Source organism: Pseudomonas sp. LjRoot71 (assembly GCF_964253255.1).
GTDB lineage: Bacteria > Pseudomonadota > Gammaproteobacteria > Pseudomonadales > Pseudomonadaceae > Aquipseudomonas.
The window spans coordinates 2,018,953-2,038,544 of record NZ_CAXURA020000001.1; the positions used below are offsets into that span (position 1 = coordinate 2,018,953).

Below are 19,592 nucleotides of genomic sequence, written 5' to 3' on the forward strand. Positions count from 1 at the left end.
CGACGCACCCTCCCCCGTACGCGGGAGAGGGTTATCCGCAGCCTTGCTTAGCGGGCGGTGATCAACGGCGCAGTCAGCTTCTCCAGCAGACCGGCCTGCGCACTGCGCGGGTTCTGGTTACCGCTCGGGCTGGTACGCAGGTAGCGGCCGTCCGGCTGCAACACCCAAGCCTGAGTGTTGTCGGTCAGATAGCTTTCCAGCTCCTTTTTCACGCGCATGATGAGTTTCTTGCCTTCCACCGGGAAGCAGGTCTCCACGCGTTTATCGAGATTGCGCTCCATCCAGTCCGCGCTGGACAGGTAGATCAGCTCGTCGCCGCCATTGAGGAAGTAGTAGACCCGGGTGTGCTCAAGGAAGCGGCCGATGATCGAACGCACCTGGATATTATGCGAAACCCCGGCAATACCCGGGCGCAGGCAGCACATGCCGCGCACCACCAGATCGATCTTCACCCCGGTCTGGCTGGCCTTGTACAACGCGCGGATGATCTTCGGATCCGTCAGCGAGTTGAACTTGGCGATAATCTGCGCCGGCTTGCCTTCGGCCGCGGCAGCGGTTTCCTTGGCAATCAGGTCGAGCAGAGTCTTCTTCAGGGTGAACGGCGCGTGCAGCAACTTCTTCATGCGCAGGGTCTTGCCCATGCCGATCAGTTGGCTGAACAGCTTGGATACGTCTTCACCGAGCGCGACGTCGGCAGTCAGCAGACTGTAGTCGGTGTACAGACGCGCGTTGCCGGCGTGGTAGTTACCGGTACCCAGGTGCGCGTAGCGGCGGATTTCGCCATTCTCGCGACGCAGGATCAGCATCATCTTCGAGTGGGTCTTGAAGCCGACCACACCGTAGATCACCACGGCACCGGCCGCTTGCAAGCGGCTGGCCAGTTGCAGGTTGGACTCTTCATCGAAGCGCGCGCGCAGCTCGATCACCGCAGTGACTTCCTTGCCGTTACGTGCGGCTTCGACCAGTGCATCGACGATCTCCGAGTTGGCCCCGGAGCGGTAAAGCGTCTGCTTGATCGCCAACACGTGCGGATCTTTCGCGGCCTGGCGCAGCAGGTCGACCACCGGGGTGAAGGACTCGAACGGGTGCAGCAGGAGGATGTCCTGCTTGCTGACCACGCTGAAAATGTTCTCGGCGTTCTGCAGCAGCTTGGGGATCACCGGAGTGAACGGCGTGTACTGCAGCTCCGGATGGCTTTCCAGGCCGGTGATGCTGAACAGGCGCGTCAGGTTGACCGGCCCATTGACCCGGTACAGCTCGCTTTCGCTCAGGCTGAACTGCTTGAGCAGGTAATCCAGCAACGGCCGCGGGCAGGTATCAACCACTTCCAGGCGCACCGCGTCGCCATAACGGCGGCTGAACAACTCGCCGCGCAGAGCGCGGGCCAGGTCTTCAACGTCTTCGGTGTCCACCGACAGGTCGGCGTTACGGGTCAGACGGAACTGGTAGCAGCCCTTGACCTTCATACCCTGGAACAGGTCATCGGCGTGCGCGTGGATCATCGACGAGAGGAACACATAGTTGTCGCCAGGCCCGCCGACTTCTTCCGGCACCTTGATGATCCGCGGCAGCAGACGCGGCGCTGGGATGATGGCCAGACCAGAATCGCGACCGAAAGCATCGACGCCTTCCAGCTCGACGATAAAGTTCAGGCTCTTGTTCACCAGCAGCGGGAACGGGTGCGTCGGGTCGAGGCCGATGGGGGTGATGATCGGCGCGATTTCGTCGCGGAAATAGCGGCGTACCCAGGCCTTGAGCTTGGTGGTCCAGTAACGGCGGCGGATGAAATTGACGTTGTGCTTGGCCAGTGCCGGGAACAGCGTGTCATTGAGGATCGCGTACTGCCGTTCAACCTGCTCGTGCACCAGCTCGCTAATCCGCGCCAGCGCCTGGTGCGGTTGCAGGCCGTCGGCGCCGGCCTGCTCACGGGCGAAGTTGATCTGTTTCTTCAGGCCGGCGACGCGGATCTCAAAGAACTCGTCGAGGTTGCTGGAGAAGATCAGCAGGAACTTCAGGCGCTCGAGCAGCGGATAGGACTCATCCAGCGCCTGTTCCAGCACGCGGATATTGAATTGCAGCTGCGACAGCTCGCGGTGGATATACAGGCTGCTGTCATCCAGGTTGTGGATCACCACAGGGGCCGGGGCAACCGGAGCGGGGGCTTCGGCAGGCGGCGCCTCGACCACGGCGGCGTCCTCGACGACCGGTTGGGCGTCGTGCAATTCGCTGTTACTGAGTCCTTCGGTGTTCATCTGGAGTTCCTGTGGGGCCTTACTGCCCCTGCTTCAGCAGTTCTGCCGCACGCACGGCGAAATAAGTCAGGATGCCATCGGCACCCGCACGTTTGAAAGCCGTCAGCGATTCAAGAATCACAGCTTCGCCCAACCAGCCATTCTGGATCGCCGCCATGTGCATGGCGTACTCACCACTGACCTGATAGACAAAGGTCGGCACCTTGAATTCCGTTTTGACCCGCCAGAGGATGTCCAGGTAAGGCATGCCCGGCTTGACCATGACCATATCGGCGCCTTCGGCCAGATCGGCGGCCACTTCATGCAGCGCTTCGTCGCCATTGGCCGGGTCCATCTGGTAGCTGGCCTTGTTGGCCTTGCCCAGGTTGGCCGCTGAACCCACTGCGTCGCGGAACGGGCCGTAGTACGCGCTGGCGTACTTGGCCGAGTAGGCCATGATCCGCACATTGCTGTGATCGGCCAGCTCCAGCGCCTCACGAATCGCCTGTACGCGGCCGTCCATCATGTCCGACGGTGCGACCACCTGAGCACCGGCTTCGGCGTGCGACAGCGCCTGCTTGACCAGGGCATCGACGGTGATGTCGTTCTGCACGTAGCCGCTTTCATCGAGGATGCCATCCTGGCCGTGAGTGGTGAACGGGTCCAGCGCCACGTCACTGATCACCCCCAGCTCAGGGAATTTCGCACGCAGGGCACGGATGGCGCGCTGGGCAATGCCGTCCGGGTTCCAGGCTTCTTCAGCCAGCAGGGATTTCTTCTCCAGCGGCGTCACCGGAAACAGCGCCAGCGCCGGAATGCCCAGCGCCACCCAGTGCTCGGCTTCCTTGAGCAGCAGGTCGATGGACAGGCGCTCGACGCCTGGCATCGAGGCAATCGCTTCGCGGCGGTTTTCGCCGTCGAGGACGAACACCGGCAGGATCAGGTCATCGACACTCAGGCGGTTTTCCCGCACCAGGCGCCGGGAAAAATCATCGCGGCGGTTGCGACGCAGGCGAGTGGCGGGAAACAGGCGATTGGCGGGGGTAAAGCTCACGGCAGGCTCCGAAGCCCGTAGCAACGGGCGAGTGTGACAGTTATAAGCGGTCATTATGACCAAAGTATGACAACACACGACAGCGCTGCGACCGCTTGCCGCAAGCCCAGCAAGCATAGCGCCGCTGCCCGCCTGCGGATATGCCATAACACGGCCATACCGAGGTTTTGAGCCGGCTGAAACGCACAACGATGGACAGGCCTGCGCCTGTCCATCGTTGTTGGTACAGCACGGCATAGCACCTAGGCGGGCACGGCATCCTGCCCGCGCGGGGTCCAGAACCGTGCGCCCAGGCTCAGCAGGCTGTAACCCAGCAGCAACGCCCAAAGCAGTGGCTGAGCGGTCAGCAGGCCAAGCTGCAGGGCCAGCCAGGCCGCCGGCAGGTTGAGCAGCAGACGCAGTATCTCCAGACGCTTGGCCGTCGGCCGGTTTTCCAGCCAGCTGCCGATGATCGTCAGCCCCACGGCCATCCAGACGATGCCCAACAGCGCCTGCGCCAGACTCAAAGTGTCGCCCATGCCCAGCAGCACGGTGCCGGCCACCACATAGAGGCTGAACTGCACACCGGCATAGAGCTTCTGCGCCAGGCTCAGCGGCACGTCGAATTTGACGAACTGGCTGAGATCCGGCTTGCTCTGCGGGTACTTGGCCGCAACATCGACAGGACGCCAGCCGGTGCGCATAAACCAGATGCGCAGCTTGTCCCACCAGGACTCGGCCCGCACCGCATCACGCCACAGCGCCACATAAAACTGCGCGTTGGCCCACAGCGGGTTCCAGCTGGCCAGCGGCGTGGTCACGCCAAAGATCACCGGCTCTTCGTCCAGTTCCTCCTGAAAGGTGCCGAACAACCGATCCCAGAGAATGAACACACCACCGTAATTGCGATCCATATACACAGCATTCTGCGCATGGTGCACCCGGTGGTTGGACGGGGTGATAAAGAACCACTCGAACCAGCCCAGTTTGGGAATGTGCCGGGTGTGCACCCAGAACTGGTACAGCAGGTTCAACGCGGCCACGGTCAGAAACACCAGTGGCGGCACACCGATCAGCGCCATCGGTAGATAGAAGATCCAGCCGAAGATAAAGCCGGTGCTGGTCTGCCGCAGCGCTGTGGAGAGGTTGTAGTCCTCACTCTGGTGGTGCACCGAGTGCGCCGCCCACAGCACATTGCGTTCATGGCCCAGACGGTGATTCCAGTAATAACAGAAGTCGTAGAAGACAAAGGCGAACAGCCAGACCCACAGGCTGCTGGCAGATAACTCGAACGCACCAAAGTGCTGCCAGGCCAGGGTGTAGGTGAGCAGCCCGACAGCCTTGGTCAGCAGGCCCACGGTGGTCGACAGCACGCCGGCACTGAGGCTGTTGAGCGCATCGGAGAAACGGTAGGTGCTGACCCCGCGCCAGCGGTCGAGCAATAGCTCAAGGGCGATCAGGGCAAAGAAGAACGGCACGGCGTAGAGGATGTAATTCATGGTTTCACCTGTGGCATAGGCCATATCGCAGCACGCGGCTAACGGCTAGGATTGCTGAATGAATCCTAGCCCAGCGCTGCAAGCGCCTCGCGGCGCGTCATGCCAACCTGGGTGGCATATGGCGACAGCTAGAACTGTTACGACCTGCTGCGCGTCGGCCCTGCGGCGTTAAAAACAGGCTCGGCAAGCCGCTTGCGGCTAACGCGCTTTAGTGTGGCCCGAAGGGCGAGTGAAACGAGTACTGCTCATGTACAAAAGTACACTCCGCTTCCTCGCCGTTTTGAACAGCCGTAGGCTGTTACTAACGTTGCGCCTTGCAGTGCTCTAGCTCGCAAGGTCGTGGCTTACGCTCATAAAACACGACTCAATCCGGTACAGCTGGCAATTCAGGAGAACTTGATGAACAAGAAAGTCGCGGTGATTCTTTCCGGCTGTGGCGTCTACGACGGCGCGGAAATCCATGAGAGTGTGCTGACCCTGCTGCGCCTCGATCAGCGTGGCGCTCAGGTGCAGTGCTTTGCCCCCAACGTGCCGCAGCTGCACGTGGTCGATCATTACAGTGGCGACGAAATGGACGACACACGTAACGTACTGGTCGAGTCCGCACGGATTGCCCGCGGCCAGATCAAGGACGTCAAGGAACTGCACGTTGGCGACTTCGATGCAGTGATCCTGCCGGGCGGTTTCGGTGTGGCGAAGAACCTTTCCGACTTCGCCATCAGCGGCGCCAACTGCACGGTGCAGGCGGATGTACTGAGTGCCACCCAAGCCTTCGTCAGTGCTGGCAAACCGGTGGGGCTGATGTGCATCGCCCCGGCGCTGGCCGCGAAGATCTTCGGCAGCGGCGTGATCTGCACCATCGGCAAGGACCACGAAACCGCTGCGGCCGTGGTGCAGATGGGTGCCGAACACCACGAGTGCGAAGTCAGCGAGATTGTCGAAGACGCCGAGCGCAAGCTGGTAACCACCCCGGCTTATATGCTCGCCCAATCGATCAGCGAGGCAGCCGCCGGGATCAACAAGCTGGTGGATCGGGTGCTAGAGCTCAGCCACCCGGCCTGAGTCTGTAACTTGATCAGCCACCGATCAGGTTGATAGCAAGCCAATCACGCCAATGCGCGCGGCACTCCAGCCGCGCCACTGGCCAGATCAGCCAGAGTGCGGCAGCTTGAACATCCCTTCGCCTAGGCACGATCTCCATGAGCAACCCACCGTTTGAGCTCACCGCTGAACTGCAACAGGCGGTCAGCAACTTCTTTCAGCGCATTCCTTTCAATCAGATGCTCGGTATCGAGCTGGATGAACTGAGCACCCAGCGCGTGACCATGCACCTGCCGATGAAGCCCGAGCTGATTGGCAACTTCGTCCACGGCATTCTGCATGGCGGGGTGATTTCTTCGCTGCTGGACGTCTGTGGCGGGGCCATGGCGCTGATCGGCGCGTTCGACAAGCACCAGCACCTGTCCAGCGCCGAGCGCATGGCGCGGCTGTCCAAACTCGGCACCATCGACCTGCGTATCGACTACCTGCGCCCCGGCCGTGGCCAGCGCTTTACTGCCAGCGCCGTGCTGCTGCGCACCGGCAACAAGGTGGCGGTGGTGCGCAGCGAACTGCACAGCGACGACGGCACCTTGGTGGCTGTAGGCACTGGCACTTACCTGTGTGGCTAGAATCTAACTGCGCTGCAAGCGGGTGAGGATACGGTCAAGTGAATTGGCGAACGCCTGTTTATCGCGCTCACCATACGGCGGTTGACCGCCACCAACCTGGCCCAGCTCGCGCAGCTCGGTAAACAGGTTACGTACTGCCAGCTTGTCGCCCATGTTGCGTTCGTCGAACTCGCGACCACGCGGATCAAGGGCGGCCACGCCCTTCTTTATCAGGCGGTCAGCCAGCGGCACGTCACTGCAAATCACCAGTTCACCTGGCATCGCATACTCCACCAGGTAGTCATCCGCCGCATCCGGGCCACTGGGCACCACGATCAGCCGTACGCAGCTGTAAGCCGGTTTGATCTGTGCCTGACCGGCCACCAGCAGCACCTCGAAACGCCGCTTCAGGGCGAACTTCACCACCTGATCCTTGGCTGCCTTGGGGCAGGCATCGGCATCAATCCAGACTCGCATCACCCGGTACTCTCCAGACACAACAAAGCCGGCATGGTAAGCCATGCCGGCAACAGCGGTGCATCAAGCCTGAGCCAGACGGCGCCGCTCGCCCAGCCAGCTGCGCCCATACAGCAGGGCGATGGCCGCCAGCGCCGTGGCCTGCGCCGCCAGGCTGTAGGCGTCATCATGAATGCCCAGCCAGTCGAACTCGAAGAAGGCCACCGGTTGTGTACCGAGCACCCCGGCTTCCTGCAACGCCGCTACACCGTGGCCGGCAAACACCACCGAAAGCACACAGAGCAGCACGGCATTGGCACCGAAGAAGGTTGCCAGCGGCAGTTTGCGTGAGCCGCGCAGGATCACCCAGGCCAACCCAAGCAGCAGCACCAGCGCCGCCGCTGCACCGGCCAGCACCATGCCGTGGCCTTGCGGGCCGGCCTGCAGCCAGAGGGTTTCATAGAACAGGATGACCTCGAACAGCTCGCGGTACACCGAGAAGAACGCCAGCACAGCAAAGCCGAAACGCCCACCGCCACCGACCAAACTGCTCTTGATGTAATCCTGCCAGGCCGCCGCATGCCGGCGGTCATGCATCCATACCCCGAGCCAGAGCACCATCACGCTGGCAAACAACGCCGTCACACCTTCCAGCAACTCACGCTGCGCACCGCTGACATCGATCAGGTACGCCGCCAGTGCCCAGGTGGCCACCCCAGCCAGCAGCGCCAGGCCCCAACCGATGTGCACGCTGCGCACCGCCTGCTGCTGACCGGTGTTGCGTAGAAAAGCCAGAATCGCCGCCAACACCAGAATCGCTTCTAACCCTTCGCGCAACAGAATCAGCAGGCTGGAGAAGAAGCTCAGCGAACTCGACAGACCATCGCCATCGAGCAAGGCGGCAGACGTCGCCAGCTCGGCCTTGGCCTGCTCCAGTCGCTGCGCCGCCTGCGGCACCGACAAACTATCCTGCAGCGCCTGGCGGTAAGCCATCAGGGCACGCTCGGTGGTCTTGCGCTGCACCGAATCGAGGTTATCCAGGGCACTTTCGACCAGCTCGAAGCCCTCCAGATAAGCGCCGACGGACAGGTCATAGGCCTGCTCGTGCTCACCGGCACGGTAAGCCGCCAGGCTCTGCTCCAGGGTCATGCGGGTGTGTTCGATCAATTGCAACGGGCCGCGCTGCTGCACCGGCGGCTGAGCACGCTGGGCGCGAAAGCGCACAGCCGCCGCCTCGCCCTGCGCGGCCGTCACTTCATCCGGGGTCGTGCCGGCCAGCGCGGCCAGGCTGAACGGCTCACCTGCCGCAACCGGTTCGGCACTGAAACCAGCGATATAACTGGCCAGATCCCAGCGCTGGCGCTCATCCAGCTGGTCGGCAAAGGCCGCCATATCCGTGCCGTCGATGCCCAGGCCAATGGTGTTGAACAGGTCATACAGGCTCAGGCGATTGAGTCGCGTCAGATCGCGCAGGTTGGCCGGCGGCGGCTCCAGGCCGATGCCCGCCGGCCCGTCACCCGCACCGCTGGCGCCATGACAGACGCTGCAATGCTGGGCGAACAGCGGCGCGCCACGGCTAGGGTCAGGGGTGATGGCCGGGGTCTGGCTAACGCCGTAGGCCGTGGCCAGGGTCGCGGCCAACTGCCGCGCCTGCTGCGCGACCTGGCTGCCCTCGACACGCTGCTCGATGCGCTGGCGCAGGCTGGCCACGCCCTGCTCCAGCTCGGCTTGCTCATTACGCGCTGGCAGCGCAACGATCAGCCCTTGCAGTACAGTCAGAAACTCAAGCTGCTCACGGTACTCGCCGGAGTCGATCACCTGACCATTGGCCACAGTGGCAGGGTAGTCAGCGCCCAGGTAACCGAGCAGATGCAGAGCTTGCGCCGCGCCCTCAAGGGGCTCGGCCATGACAGTCAGGCTGCACAGGGCCAGCACGGGCACCAGCAACCAACTGAAGTAACGCAATACGGAAGTCATATAGGAGTAAATCCCAAATACGAATGGATGACATTCGATTGTTACCCTCCTAATGATTTTCCTCAACCACTGATCGACCATGGCCCGCGACGGATTGTCGCAAGCCGACAGGAGTGACCCGATGAGTTTCTGGCAACGCCTGGAAGAACCGGCCCATGCAGTGGTCTGCGGCGCCAGCCGCGGGATCGGCCTGGCCATGACAACGCAGCTGCTGGCGCGCGCGGAGGTGGCTGAGGTATGGGCTATCGCCCGCCACGCCAGCCAGGCGCATGGCCTGCTGGAGCTGCAAGCACACTACGGCCAACGCCTGCGCTGCCTTGATGTGAATGTGTGCGATGAACAGGCACTGGCAACGTTGGCCACTCAACTGCGCGCGAGCATTCCGCACCTGCATCTGCTGCTGTGTACGGTGGGCGTGCTGCAAGATGGTGACGCGAAAGCCGAGAAAGGCCTGAACCAGATCAGCCTTGAGGGGTTGTTGGCGACCTTTCAGCGCAACAGCTTTGCGCCGATCCTGCTGCTCAAGCACCTGCTGCCGCTGCTGCGTGGCCGGCACCCCTGCACGGTGGCGGCGCTGTCGGCGCGGGTCGGCTCGATTGGCGACAACCGCCTCGGCGGCTGGTACAGCTACCGCGCCAGCAAGGCTGCGCTAAACCAACTGCTGCATACCGCGAGCATCGAACTGAGCCGGCTCAACCCCAACAGCTGCGTGCTCAGCCTGCACCCTGGCACCACCGACACTGCCCTGTCGAAACCCTTTCAGGCCAATGTGCCCGCCGACAAGCTGTTTACTCCTCACTATTCAGCGGAATGCCTGCTGGCGCAGATTGAGCAGCACGGCCCGGCACAGACCGGCACCTTCTGGGGCTGGGATGGCCAGCCGATTCCCTGGTAGCGATACCGGCCAAGATCAGACCGGCGCGCGGCGCACGCTGGCCAGCAACGCCGCCGCGCCGATAAACAGTGCGCCAAAGGTGCGGTTCATCAGCTTCTGCTGACGCGGCGAACGCAGCGCGCCCAGCACCCGAGCAGCCAAACCGGTGTAACCGGCCATGACGATCAGGTCGACGCAGATCATGGTCACGCCCATCACCAGGTACTGCATCAGCAGTGGCGCCTGTGGATTGATGAACTGCGGCAGCACCGCGAGCATGAACACAATCGCCTTGGGGTTGCTGAAGTTGACCAGAAAACCGCGCAGCACCAGAGTCAGCGGGCGACCGATGGGCCGCTCGGTCTGCGCGCTCATCTCGCTGGGCAACGCCTGCCACTGGCGATAGCCGAGGTACACCAGATAGACCACGCCAAACCACTTGATCAGGCTGAAGGCCAATTCCGAAGCCGCCAGAATCGCCCCGACACCCGCCGCCACGATGGCGATCTGCAAGGCCAGACCCAGTTGCAGGCCCAGGGCATTCCAGTAACCACGCAGGAAGCCGTATTGCAGCCCGGCCGACATCGAGGCAATCGCCCCGGCACCCGGCGACAGGCTGATGACCCAACAGGCCACAAAGAACGCAAGCCAGGTTTCCAGTGCCATGGCACTTCTCCATTACAGTCAGCGGAATAAAAAAGGGGTAGGCCACTAGCCTACCCCTTGTCAGTTACCGCGCCCAGCCTGTCGATCAGTTCGGCAGATCTTTACGCAGCTGCACCGCATCCGGCTCTTCTTCCTTGCGGGCCCGAGCACGGGCTGTGCGCATGCGGATGTTGACGGCTTCCACCGCCAGCGAGAAGGCCATGGCAAAGTACACATAACCCTTCGGCACATGCACCTCGAAAGCTTCGGCGATCAGTACAGTACCCACCACGATGAGGAACGACAGGGCGAGGATTTTCAGGCTCGGGTGCTTGTCGATGAAGTCGCTGATGGTGCCAGCCGACAGCATCATCACAAATACCGAGATCACGATGGCCGCGACCATCACCGGCACGTTGTCGACCAAGCCGACAGCGGTGATCACCGAATCCAGGGAGAACACGATGTCGATGATCGCGATCTGCACGATGATGCCCATAAAGCCATAGGTCTTACCGCCGACGGCTTGGGTTTCTTCTTCGCCTTCCAGGCTGTGGAAGATCTCCGCGGTGCTCTTCCACAACAGGAACAGTCCACCGAAGAACAGGATCAGGTCACGTCCGGAAACACCTTGCTCGAACACATGGAACAGGTCGGCCGTCAGGCGCATTACCCAGCTGATCGACAGCAGCAGCAGAATCCGCGTGCCCATGGCCAGAGCCAGGCCGAAGAAGCGCGCTTTCGGTTGCTGATGCTTGGGCAGACGGCTGACCAGGATCGAGATAAAGATGATGTTGTCGATGCCGAGGACAATTTCCAAGGCGGTCAATGTCAGAAAAGCGACCCAGAGTTCCGGGCTGGCCAACCATTCCATAAATGCTTAAACCTCTTTGTTTCGCGGTGTGGGGAGTTCGCCATTGCGCCAACGGCGCACGGCTTTTTGGAAAAACAGGCTATTGGGAATCTGCACCCAGGCACCGGGCGCATCACCACTGAGATCTTCCAGGGTGGTATAGAACAGGTTGATCGCCACCACCCGGCCACGCACCCCCGGCTTGTCGGCGCTTTCCAGCACTTCGATGCAGTCGCCGATACGAAACGGGCCCATGGCGAAGATCAGCAGCGCGCAGAACATGTTCGACAACACGCTCCAGATGGCGAAGAAGGCAATCGCCGCAACGGCCACAAAGCCAGTCAGCGCGCCCCACAGCACCTGCGCGGAAACGCCCAGGCGCTCGAGCACCAGCATGAAGGCGCTGCCCAGCACCAGCCAGCGCAGCAGGCCCCGCAGCGGCATCAACAGCTCAGCCGGCAACTGCGGGTAACGGTTGCCCAGGCGGGTAATGCCGCGCGTGAGGATGCGCTGCAGCAGCCAGGCCAGCAGCAGAATCAGAATCACCTGGCCGGTGCGCAGCAGCGGCTCGCTCCAGGTCATCAACCACTCAAGAGTTGGCAGGGTCATGTTCAACTGGCGGCCTCCAGTTCTGCCTGCAGGGCTTCCAGGGTTTCCAGTGCCAGCAACCAGCGCTCCTCCAGATCGGCTTCGCGGCTTTTCAAGCCGGCTTGGTCGGCCAGAGCAATGCGCAGGTCATCCTTGCGCGCTGCTTCATAGATGCCGCTGTCGCCCAGACGCAGTTCCACGGCAGCGAGTTTCTCCTGCACCTGGCCCAGTTCCTTTTCCAGCTTGTCGGCCTCACGCTTGTGCGGGGCCAGTTGCTGGCGCAGTGCTGCAGCCGCCTGGCGCTGCACACGCTTGTCGGTTTTGTCCGGGTTGCTGTCGCTGCTGCTGGCCGGTGCCTGCCGCGCGCGGTAATCCACCAGCCAGCGCGCATAATCTTCCAGGTCACCGTCAAACGGCTGCACCTGGCCATCGGCGACCAGGAGAAATTCGTCGGTGGTGCTCTTGAGCAGGTGGCGGTCGTGAGACACCACCACCACTGCGCCGGAAAATTCCTGCAACGCCATGGTCAGGGCCAGGCGCATTTCCAGATCAAGGTGGTTGGTCGGTTCATCGAGCAGCAGCAGGTTGGGTTTGCCCCAGGCGATCAGCGCCAGGGCCAGACGGGCTTTCTCGCCACCGGAGAAGTTCTGCACCGGCTCGTCGCAACGCGGCCCACGGAAGTCAAAACCGCCGAGGAAGTCGCGCAGAGTCTGCTCGCGCTCCGTGGGTGCTAGACGCTGGAAGTGCAGCAGCGGGCTGGCGTGGTCATCCAGGGCATCGAGCTGATGCTGGGCAAAGTAGCCGACCACCAGATTCTCGCCACGTTGCAGATGACCGCTGATGGGTTGCAGCTCGTTCGACAGATTCTTGATCAGCGTCGATTTGCCTGCGCCGTTCGGCCCGAGCAGGCCCAGACGCGCGCCGGGGGCGAGGCTCAGTTTGACCTTCTCCAGCACCACCTTGTCGCCGTAACCCAGGCGGCCTTCGCTCAGACTGAGCAGCGGGCTGGAGATCTTGTCGGCCTCGCGGAAGCTGAAGTCGAAGGGCGAATCGACATGCGCCGCCGACAGCTCCTCCATGCGCTCCAGGGCCTTGATCCGGCTCTGCGCCTGGCGTGCTTTGGTGGCCTGGGCCTTGAAGCGGGCGATGTACTTTTCCATGTGCGCGCGCTGCGCCTGCTGCTTCTCGTACGCCTGCTGCTGCTGCGCCAGACGCTCGGCACGGGTGCGCTCGAAGGCCGAATAGCCGCCGCGATAGAGGGTCAGTTTCTGCTGATCGAGGTGGGCAACGTGGTCCACTACGGCATCCAGGAAGTCGCGGTCATGAGAGATAAGCAACAACGTACCGGGGTAACCTTTCAGCCAGCTTTCCAACCAGAGGATGGCGTCCAGATCGAGGTGGTTGGTCGGTTCATCGAGCAACAGCAGGTCGGACGGGCACATCAGCGCCTGGGCCAGGTTCAGGCGCATGCGCCAGCCACCGGAGAAATCGCCAACGCGGCGGTCCATCTGTGCGCTGTCAAAGCCCAGGCCGGCCAGCAGCTTGCGCGCGCGGGCATCAGCCGAGTAGCCATCGAGGGTATCCAGCTCGGTGTGCAGACGGGCCACGGCAGCACCGTCATGCGCGGCTTCGGCTACCGCCAATTCGGCCTGCACACGGCGCAGACGCACGTCGCCATCGAGCACATAATCGACCGCCTGACGCTCGACCGCCTCGATCTCCTGGCGCATGTGCGCAACGCGCCAATCGCCAGGGATCAGGCAGTCGCCCGCGTCGGCACTCAGCTCGCCACGCAACAGGGCAAACAGGCTGGATTTGCCGGCGCCATTGGCGCCGATCAGACCGGCTTTGTGGCCGGGGTGCAGGGTCATCTCGGCGTCTTCTAGCAGACGCTGAGGGCCACGCTGTAAAGTCAGGTTTTGGAGTCGGATCATAATGGCGGCGGAGTCTACCAGAGTCCTTTTTGATAAGCCCGGAAAGCACCATGCCTACTGACCTGTGGCGGTTTGCCCAAGCCCTGTACCAACAACCCGGCGTCGAAGCCAGCTGCCTGCATGTACAGGCGCAGGGGGCCGACGTTTGCCTGCTGCTTTGTGCGGCCTGGCTGGAAAGCCGGCAAATCGGCTGTAGCCGCGAGCGCGCCGAGGCGCTGCGCAATCTGGCACAACCCTGGCAGCAACAGGTGGTGGTGCCATTGCGCCAACTGCGACAAACCTGGCGCGAAGCTGCACAAAGCGATAACGCCCTGGCGCAGTTACGCGAACAGGTTAAACAGCTGGAGCTGACGGCAGAACGCGAACAACTCGAACGCCTGGCGGCGTGCAGTCAGCACTGGTCGCTCGCAGAGACGAACGCCTCACTGAGCTGGCTGGAAAGTCTGGCTCCCGAACGGGCCGACCGCGATGCACTGCACAGGCTGCGCATCGCGGCGGAACAACTCAGCGCTTAAACGGCGCTGGCTGGGGTGCCGGCAGCCGGCGCAGCAACAACCTCAGCTACTGCTGGCTTGGCCACGGCAGGTTTGGCTGCTGCCGGTTTGGCGGCGGGCTTGGCTGCTGGTTTTTTCGCTGCTGGCTTCGCTGCAGGCTTCGCTGCAGGCTTCGCAACAGGTTTGGCCGCTGGCTTAGCTACCGGCTTGCTGGCCGGTTTGGCTGCTGGAGCCTTTTTCGCCACGGGCTTGCTTACGGCCTTGGCCGCTGGCTGAGCAGCCGGTTTGCTGGCAACAGGTTTGCTGCTGGCTGCTGCGGGTTTCTTCGCTGCCGGCTTGGCCGGTGCTTTGGCTGGAGCCTTGGCAGCTGGCGCAGGGCTTTTGGCGGCAGCTTTGGGGGCTGGCTTGCGGGCAGCGGGTTTGGCCGGAGCCTTGGCTACAGCAGGTTTGCTGACCGGTTTGACCTGGGTTGCCTTGGCCGCACGGCTGTCCAGGGCCTTGCTCACGGCTTCCTTGACCTTGCCCACGCCCTGGGCCAGTTTCAGGCTCTCTTGTGCATCACGCTTGAGCCCGGCGATATAGCTGCGGGTCTCGCTCTGCCGATCCTTCAGGGTGTCGAGCAGTTGCTCCAACTCAGCCACGGCGTCCTTGGCTTTGGCCTGCGCCTTGGCTTTGCCGGCGACGGCCGCGTCCTGCATCTTGCTGCGTGCCTTGTGCAGTTTTTCCTGAGCTTTGCCGCGCTGCTTCTCCAGCTTGGCGAGCAGTTGTTCGGCATCGACCAGGGCGCGCGTGCAGGCGTCCTCCAGGTGCTCAAGCAGGCTGCTGGAAAGTTGCTGCAACAGGTGCAGCGGTGTACTCACTGACTTCTTCTTTGCATTCTTTGTAGCCGACATGACGCGCCTCCTGGCGGATGAAGTTGGCGCTCATACTAGACCTCCTTTTGCTCGCCTTGCCACCTCAAGCCTTGAGCTTGAGCACTTGGCTGGCATAATCGGGCCACCCTCGGCCGGAGAACACCCATGCCCCGTTTGACCCTGCTTCTAATCTGCCTGCTCGCCCCATTGGCTCAGGCCGATGACCACTCGCACGACCTGGCCTACAGCCTGGGTGTAAAACTGGGTGAGCGGCTGCGCGACGAGGTGCCTGATCTGCAATTGCAGGCACTGCTCGATGGGCTGCGTCAGGCCTACCGTAACGAGCCCCTGGCATTGGATGAAAAACGTATCGAACGCCTGCTGGCCGAACATGAAGCGCACCTGGCTGCCGCACCGGAACGCATCGAAAAAGCCAAGGCAGCGGAAAAACGCTTTCTCGCTGGCGAGAAAGCCAAGGCTGGTATTCGCGTGTTGAAGAATGGTGTGCTGGTCCAGGAACTGCGCGCTGGTAGTGGCCGCAAACCTGGCCCGAAAGACCGCATTCAGGTGCGCTATATCGGTTACCTGGCTGATGGCAGCCAGTTTGATGAAAGCCAGACCGCGCAGTGGTTTCGTCTCGACAGCGTGATTGCCGGTTGGCGCAGTGCCGTGCAGGACATGCCGGTAGGGGCGCAATGGCGTCTGGTGATTCCGTCAGCCCAGGCCTATGGCGAGGAAGGTGCAGGGGATCTGATTCCGCCTTACTCACCCCTGGTGTTCGAGCTGGAACTGCTCGACACCAAGGAGTAATCAGTCAGCACATCAGAGGGCGGGGGCTGCCTGCTCCTGATGGGCGTTGTGCAGGACTTCGATCAGGCAGTCCTCCAGCTCGAAACGCTCGTGCAGCAACTGGCCCAGACGTTTCAGTTCATCGAGCAGGGACACGGAGTCGTGGCAGTCGCCGTTGTCGCAACGGTCATTGAACGCCAGCGCCACTTCAGTGATCACCTCGATGCGCGGGTAGATCTGCTTGGCCAGTTCCAGACCACGCTGGTCACCAAATGCCTTGGCTTCGCTGGTCAGTTGCTCATAGACCTCGAAGTGCCCGGCGGACACATAGTCGACGAGAATTTCGCAGAAGTGTTGAAGGGCTTCGGCATTGGCACTCGGCGCCTGCGCCGGGCCATTGATGGCGGCGTAGGCCTGCACCAGCTCCTTGCGCTCTTGCAGCCAGCGGTCAATCAGCAGGTGAACCCCACCCCAGCGTTCTTGGGCGTTCTGACAACTCTCGAGCATGATGACCTCTACTTCCCTATTGCTATTAGTGTTCTTCGCCTGCCGAGACATTTTTTTGTCAGTCGCAGCAAGGTCTGGGAAGACAACCGTGAAACGGCAACTTTCCGGCGGTACTCGCGAGCCAGATTATTCCCGCAGGCTTTAGCCTTCAAGGCAACCCGGGAGAAAATTTCATACAAGCGTTTAACCGGTGATCAGTCCGCCTTGTCTGCCGCTGCGGGCTTGTAAAAACTCAGGGTAACCTGGCCAAGATCAATGCCCCACTTGGACATGCGCGCCCGATTGAGCATGACCTGGCCGTCCATCAGGAACATCCAGTCATCAAAATCAACCACATAGGTCGAGTCATCGACCTTCAGCCGCAGCTGATAACGCCAGTTCAGGGCATTGCCGGCCACCTGGCCGATCGCCTCGCCAACCACATCATCTGCGGTGCCACGCCAGCTGCCGTCGGCCTGTTTGCGCAATGTCCAGACGCGTCGCTCGGTGCTGCCGTCGCTGTAGGTGAAGCGCTCATCGAGCACGCCCACATCACCGTCCCAGGTGCCCGTCATGGCCACATGGAAGCGCTTGACCACCTCCCCGGAACGGTTCTGAAACATCCCCCAAGCCTCAAGCTCGCCGTTGAAGTAGTCACTCAACTCGAGATTCGGCTGCTCACGGGCATAATCACTTACCTGTGGGCCGGCACACCCGGCCAATACGCTCAGCAGACACAACAGCAACAGCCTTCGCATAGACACCTCATTGGTTGACTGCATTTACCGCCGGCAGGGCCACCGGACACAGGCGCGCATCCAGCAAACGCAAGCCCTCCTGATACAGGCTGTTGCTGCGCTCCAGCTCGCCCAGCTGCGCCAGCAGGCGAGCCAACTCGCTGCAGGTTTCCGGGTGGCGCTGGAAGGTCAGGCTGCTTTCCAGGTAATCCCTGGCCTTGCCCCACAGCTGGCTGTGCAGGCACAGGCGGCCCAGGGTCAGTAGCAACCCGGCATCCTGCGGATGCTGCTTCAACCAGCCCTCAGCCGTTTGCAGTTGCTTGTTCAGGTCACGCCCGTGCAACAAGCCATAGAGGCGCACCAGCGCAACGTCGTAGTGCTGCTTGAGGTACTGGCGCAGCAGTTCTTCCGCTTCGCCTTCAGCCCCCAGCTGACGCAATTGCTCGGCATACACCGCCAGCAACTCCGGCTGCTGATGCTGCGCCGCCGACATGGCTTGCCAGGTTTGTTGCAACGCCGCCAGAGCTGCCTGCGAATCCCCGGCCGCATGCCCCGCCTGGAGCAAGCGACCGCGCCAGGCCTGGCGCTCCAGCTCGCTCAATTCGGCATTGCCCAGGGCTTTTTCCTTACGCAGATCCGGCAGCAGGCCGAGCAGGGCCGACCAGTCCGCCGACTGCAGGTAGAGCTGCTGCAACTGGCGCAGCACCAGATGATGATGGGGGTGCCGTGCACGCATGGCCTGCAGGGTATCCAGCGCGGCCTCGGCCTGCCCGCGCGCCAGTTGCAATTCGGCGTGCTGCAGAGCAATCGCCAGCTCTGCCTGCGGTTGACGGTTGAGGGCCTGTTCGAGCAGCCCGTCGCTGTCCTCGTAATGCCCCAGCTGGTTGGCTGCCCGCGCCGCACCCAGGTAATAGCTGAGTGGCTGCGGTGAGCTGCTGGCGGCCTGCTTCAGATGACGCAGCGCACGTGCCCAGCGACCCTCTGCCAGGTCGAGAAAGCCCTGCTCGGAGGCCAGACGCACGCGCCGGCGACTGTGCAGGCTTGACCAGGGGTTGAGCAAGCTGCCTGACGTTACCAAGGCTCTCAGGCTCCAGCGCAGCAGATACACCAGCAACCAAAGCACCAGAACCAGCGCGACAAACGCCCACAGGCTGGACTCATAACGGAAGCCCTCGAAGGCAATCAGCACATAACCCTTGTGCTCGGGCAGTGGCAGGCCGAACAGCATCAGGCTGGCGACGCCGGCAACCAGCGCCAGGATCAGCAGCAACCAATACAGGCGCTTCATTGCAGGGCCTCCTGCAATTGCGCCTCGACATCATCATTGGCCGCTGCCGCAGGTGGCGCTTCGCCACTCTGCTGCAAACGCGCGGCCTGCTTGGCTTGCAGGTAAGCCTGTACGGCATTTAACGCCGGACTCAGATCCGGTGGCGTCACGGCAATCGGTTGCTGCGCCAGCTCGTCAATCCGCGCGCGCAAAGCGCGGCTATTGGGGTTGTCGACATCAAAGTGCGCATCCAGCACCTCGCGGGCCTGTTGCAGGGCCTGCTGATACACCGCCACCTGACCGTGCAAAGCCCCCCACTGCGCCTGCTCCAGCGCCAGACTGAGGGCCAGGCGTACCTGAGTCAGACTCTGCCCCGTTAACAAGGGACGGATATTGCGGTCGGCGTTGAAGTCGATACGGAAGTACTCCGACAAGGTCTGCAAACCCCGCTGCCACCACTGCTGCTCGACCACCCCAGCATCGGCCAGCTCGCTGAGCACGCCACCCTCGCCACTGAAGCTCGGTGCCAGGGCATTGAGTTGGGCCACCTGCTCGCGCAAGGCACCGAGTTGCAGGAACAGCCCGGTACGATCAGGGTTGAGGGTCGAACGCAACGCTTCCAGGCTCTTGGCCAGTTGCTCACGGGCGGCAAATGCCGCGGGATCATCTTGTTCGTGAAGGATTTCATCGGCGGCTTGCACCAGCGCAGTGGCGCTGTTGATGTCCTGCAACGCGGACAGGCGCAAACTGGCCAGGCGCAGCAGGTGCTCAGCCTCGGCCAGGCGCCAATCCTGACGACTGGCACCGAGCACGGTTTCCAGGCGCTGATTGAGCACTTGCTGATCGCCCTGTAATTGGGCGAGCAGACGACGCCGGCTTTCCAATTCTTCGACAGTGGGCAGTTGATCAAGACGCTGTTGCAGCGTTTCAGCCGTCTGCGCCAAGTTCTGCGCCTGGTCGCGAGCACCCTGCAACTGGCTTTGCTGCTGGCTCTGCTGCTGTTGCTCGCGGGCCTCCAGCATCTGCAACTGCCACACGCCCCAGCCACCGGCCCCAGCACCGGCAGCGGCCACCAACAAGGCCAGCAGCGCCAGACCGTTACCGCGCCCAGCCGGCTTGCTCGGCGCAGGTGGCGGCGTGCTCGGCAGCTCTGCCGCGCTTTGCTTCAGCGTCTGCGCGTGCTCTTGTGGGTCTTGGTCTTTCGGAGTAGTTGCTTCGCTCACGTA

19 protein-coding genes are annotated in these 19,592 nt (G+C 62.3%); 5 read left to right on the forward strand and 14 right to left on the reverse strand.

What is annotated here, in order from left to right:
• Positions 1-47: 47 nt before the first annotated feature.
• The 3 genes from ppk1 to ACSQ17_RS09615 form a co-directional block, all read right to left on the reverse strand.
• Positions 48-2,252, reverse strand: coding sequence for a polyphosphate kinase 1 (gene ppk1, locus ACSQ17_RS09605; RefSeq protein WP_436068406.1), 2,205 nt, complete (start codon positions 2,250-2,252; stop codon positions 48-50).
• Between the two features lie 19 nt (positions 2,253-2,271).
• The gene (hemB, locus tag ACSQ17_RS09610; protein ID WP_436068407.1) at positions 2,272-3,285 is read right to left on the reverse strand and encodes a porphobilinogen synthase; all 1,014 of its coding nucleotides are present in this window, start codon (positions 3,283-3,285) and stop codon (positions 2,272-2,274) included.
• Between the two features lie 242 nt (positions 3,286-3,527).
• The gene (locus ACSQ17_RS09615) at positions 3,528-4,763 is read right to left on the reverse strand and encodes a sterol desaturase family protein (protein ID WP_436068408.1); all 1,236 of its coding nucleotides are present in this window, start codon (positions 4,761-4,763) and stop codon (positions 3,528-3,530) included.
• Positions 4,764-5,162: 399 nt separating this feature from the next.
• On the opposite strand from ACSQ17_RS09615, the gene elbB reads away from it, so the two are divergent.
• Together elbB and ACSQ17_RS09625 are read left to right on the forward strand one after the other, a co-directional pair.
• Complete coding sequence (gene elbB, locus ACSQ17_RS09620) at positions 5,163-5,825, forward strand: isoprenoid biosynthesis glyoxalase ElbB (protein ID WP_436068409.1); 663 nt, start codon at positions 5,163-5,165, stop codon at positions 5,823-5,825.
• A 137-nt stretch (positions 5,826-5,962) separates the two neighbouring features.
• On the forward strand, positions 5,963-6,433 hold the full coding sequence (locus ACSQ17_RS09625; RefSeq protein WP_233685519.1) for a thioesterase family protein: 471 nt from the start codon (positions 5,963-5,965) through the stop codon (positions 6,431-6,433).
• A gap of 3 nt (positions 6,434-6,436) precedes the next feature.
• On the opposite strand, the gene ACSQ17_RS09630 is transcribed toward ACSQ17_RS09625, so the two are convergent.
• Both ACSQ17_RS09630 and ACSQ17_RS09635 read right to left on the reverse strand, forming a co-directional pair.
• Positions 6,437-6,889 carry a YaiI/YqxD family protein gene (locus ACSQ17_RS09630; RefSeq protein WP_436070455.1) on the reverse strand — a complete coding sequence of 151 codons (453 nt, stop codon included), beginning with the start codon at positions 6,887-6,889 and terminating at the stop codon, positions 6,437-6,439.
• A 63-nt stretch (positions 6,890-6,952) separates the two neighbouring features.
• Positions 6,953-8,845 (reverse strand): FTR1 family protein, encoded by a 1,893-nt coding sequence (locus tag ACSQ17_RS09635; RefSeq protein ID WP_436068410.1) that lies wholly within the window; start codon positions 8,843-8,845, stop codon positions 6,953-6,955.
• Positions 8,846-8,966: 121 nt separating this feature from the next.
• Here ACSQ17_RS09635 and ACSQ17_RS09640 point away from each other — a divergent pair, with 121 nt between their 5' ends.
• The gene (locus tag ACSQ17_RS09640) at positions 8,967-9,740 is read left to right on the forward strand and encodes an SDR family NAD(P)-dependent oxidoreductase (RefSeq protein ID WP_436068411.1); all 774 of its coding nucleotides are present in this window, start codon (positions 8,967-8,969) and stop codon (positions 9,738-9,740) included.
• Between the two features lie 15 nt (positions 9,741-9,755).
• On the opposite strand, the gene rhtB is transcribed toward ACSQ17_RS09640, so the two are convergent.
• The 4 genes from rhtB to ACSQ17_RS09660 all read right to left on the reverse strand — a co-directional run bounded on the left by rhtB (position 9,756) and on the right by ACSQ17_RS09660 (position 13,739).
• Positions 9,756-10,385 (reverse strand): homoserine/homoserine lactone efflux protein, encoded by a 630-nt coding sequence (rhtB, locus tag ACSQ17_RS09645; protein ID WP_233685523.1) that lies wholly within the window; start codon positions 10,383-10,385, stop codon positions 9,756-9,758.
• 85 nt (positions 10,386-10,470) lie between these two features.
• On the reverse strand, positions 10,471-11,238 hold the full coding sequence (locus tag ACSQ17_RS09650) for a TerC family protein (RefSeq protein WP_436068412.1): 768 nt from the start codon (positions 11,236-11,238) through the stop codon (positions 10,471-10,473).
• Positions 11,239-11,244: 6 nt separating this feature from the next.
• The gene (locus ACSQ17_RS09655) at positions 11,245-11,826 is read right to left on the reverse strand and encodes a mechanosensitive ion channel domain-containing protein (protein WP_436070456.1); all 582 of its coding nucleotides are present in this window, start codon (positions 11,824-11,826) and stop codon (positions 11,245-11,247) included.
• Positions 11,827-11,828: 2 nt separating this feature from the next.
• Positions 11,829-13,739: an ATP-binding cassette domain-containing protein gene (locus tag ACSQ17_RS09660; protein WP_436068413.1), complete on the reverse strand. Its 1,911-nt coding sequence runs from the start codon at positions 13,737-13,739 to the stop codon at positions 11,829-11,831.
• A gap of 50 nt (positions 13,740-13,789) precedes the next feature.
• Between ACSQ17_RS09660 and ACSQ17_RS09665 the strand changes: the two genes are divergently transcribed.
• A complete protein-coding gene (locus tag ACSQ17_RS09665) occupies positions 13,790-14,254 on the forward strand; it encodes a TIGR02444 family protein (RefSeq protein ID WP_436068414.1) in 465 nt (154 codons plus the stop codon).
• Here the strand turns inward: ACSQ17_RS09665 and ACSQ17_RS09670 are convergent.
• Complete coding sequence (locus ACSQ17_RS09670; protein ID WP_436068415.1) at positions 14,251-15,126, reverse strand: AlgP family protein; 876 nt, start codon at positions 15,124-15,126, stop codon at positions 14,251-14,253. The two genes, ACSQ17_RS09665 and ACSQ17_RS09670, sit on opposite strands and share 4 nt — an antisense overlap.
• Before the next feature lie 126 nt (positions 15,127-15,252).
• On the opposite strand from ACSQ17_RS09670, the gene ACSQ17_RS09675 reads away from it, so the two are divergent.
• Complete coding sequence (locus ACSQ17_RS09675; protein WP_436068416.1) at positions 15,253-15,897, forward strand: FKBP-type peptidyl-prolyl cis-trans isomerase; 645 nt, start codon at positions 15,253-15,255, stop codon at positions 15,895-15,897.
• A gap of 12 nt (positions 15,898-15,909) precedes the next feature.
• On the opposite strand, the gene rsd is transcribed toward ACSQ17_RS09675, so the two are convergent.
• From rsd to ACSQ17_RS09695, 4 genes are all read right to left on the reverse strand, one after another.
• Complete coding sequence (gene rsd / locus ACSQ17_RS09680) at positions 15,910-16,383, reverse strand: sigma D regulator (RefSeq protein WP_233685528.1); 474 nt, start codon at positions 16,381-16,383, stop codon at positions 15,910-15,912.
• Positions 16,384-16,577: 194 nt separating this feature from the next.
• Positions 16,578-17,120, reverse strand: a complete 543-nt coding sequence (locus ACSQ17_RS09685; RefSeq protein ID WP_436068417.1) for a DUF3833 domain-containing protein — start codon at positions 17,118-17,120, stop codon at positions 16,578-16,580.
• A gap of 7 nt (positions 17,121-17,127) precedes the next feature.
• The gene (locus tag ACSQ17_RS09690) at positions 17,128-18,387 is read right to left on the reverse strand and encodes a heme biosynthesis HemY N-terminal domain-containing protein (protein ID WP_436068418.1); all 1,260 of its coding nucleotides are present in this window, start codon (positions 18,385-18,387) and stop codon (positions 17,128-17,130) included.
• Complete coding sequence (locus ACSQ17_RS09695; RefSeq protein ID WP_436068419.1) at positions 18,384-19,589, reverse strand: uroporphyrinogen-III C-methyltransferase; 1,206 nt, start codon at positions 19,587-19,589, stop codon at positions 18,384-18,386. The genes ACSQ17_RS09690 and ACSQ17_RS09695 overlap by 4 nt, the downstream gene beginning before the upstream one ends.
• Positions 19,590-19,592: the final 3 nt, after the last annotated feature.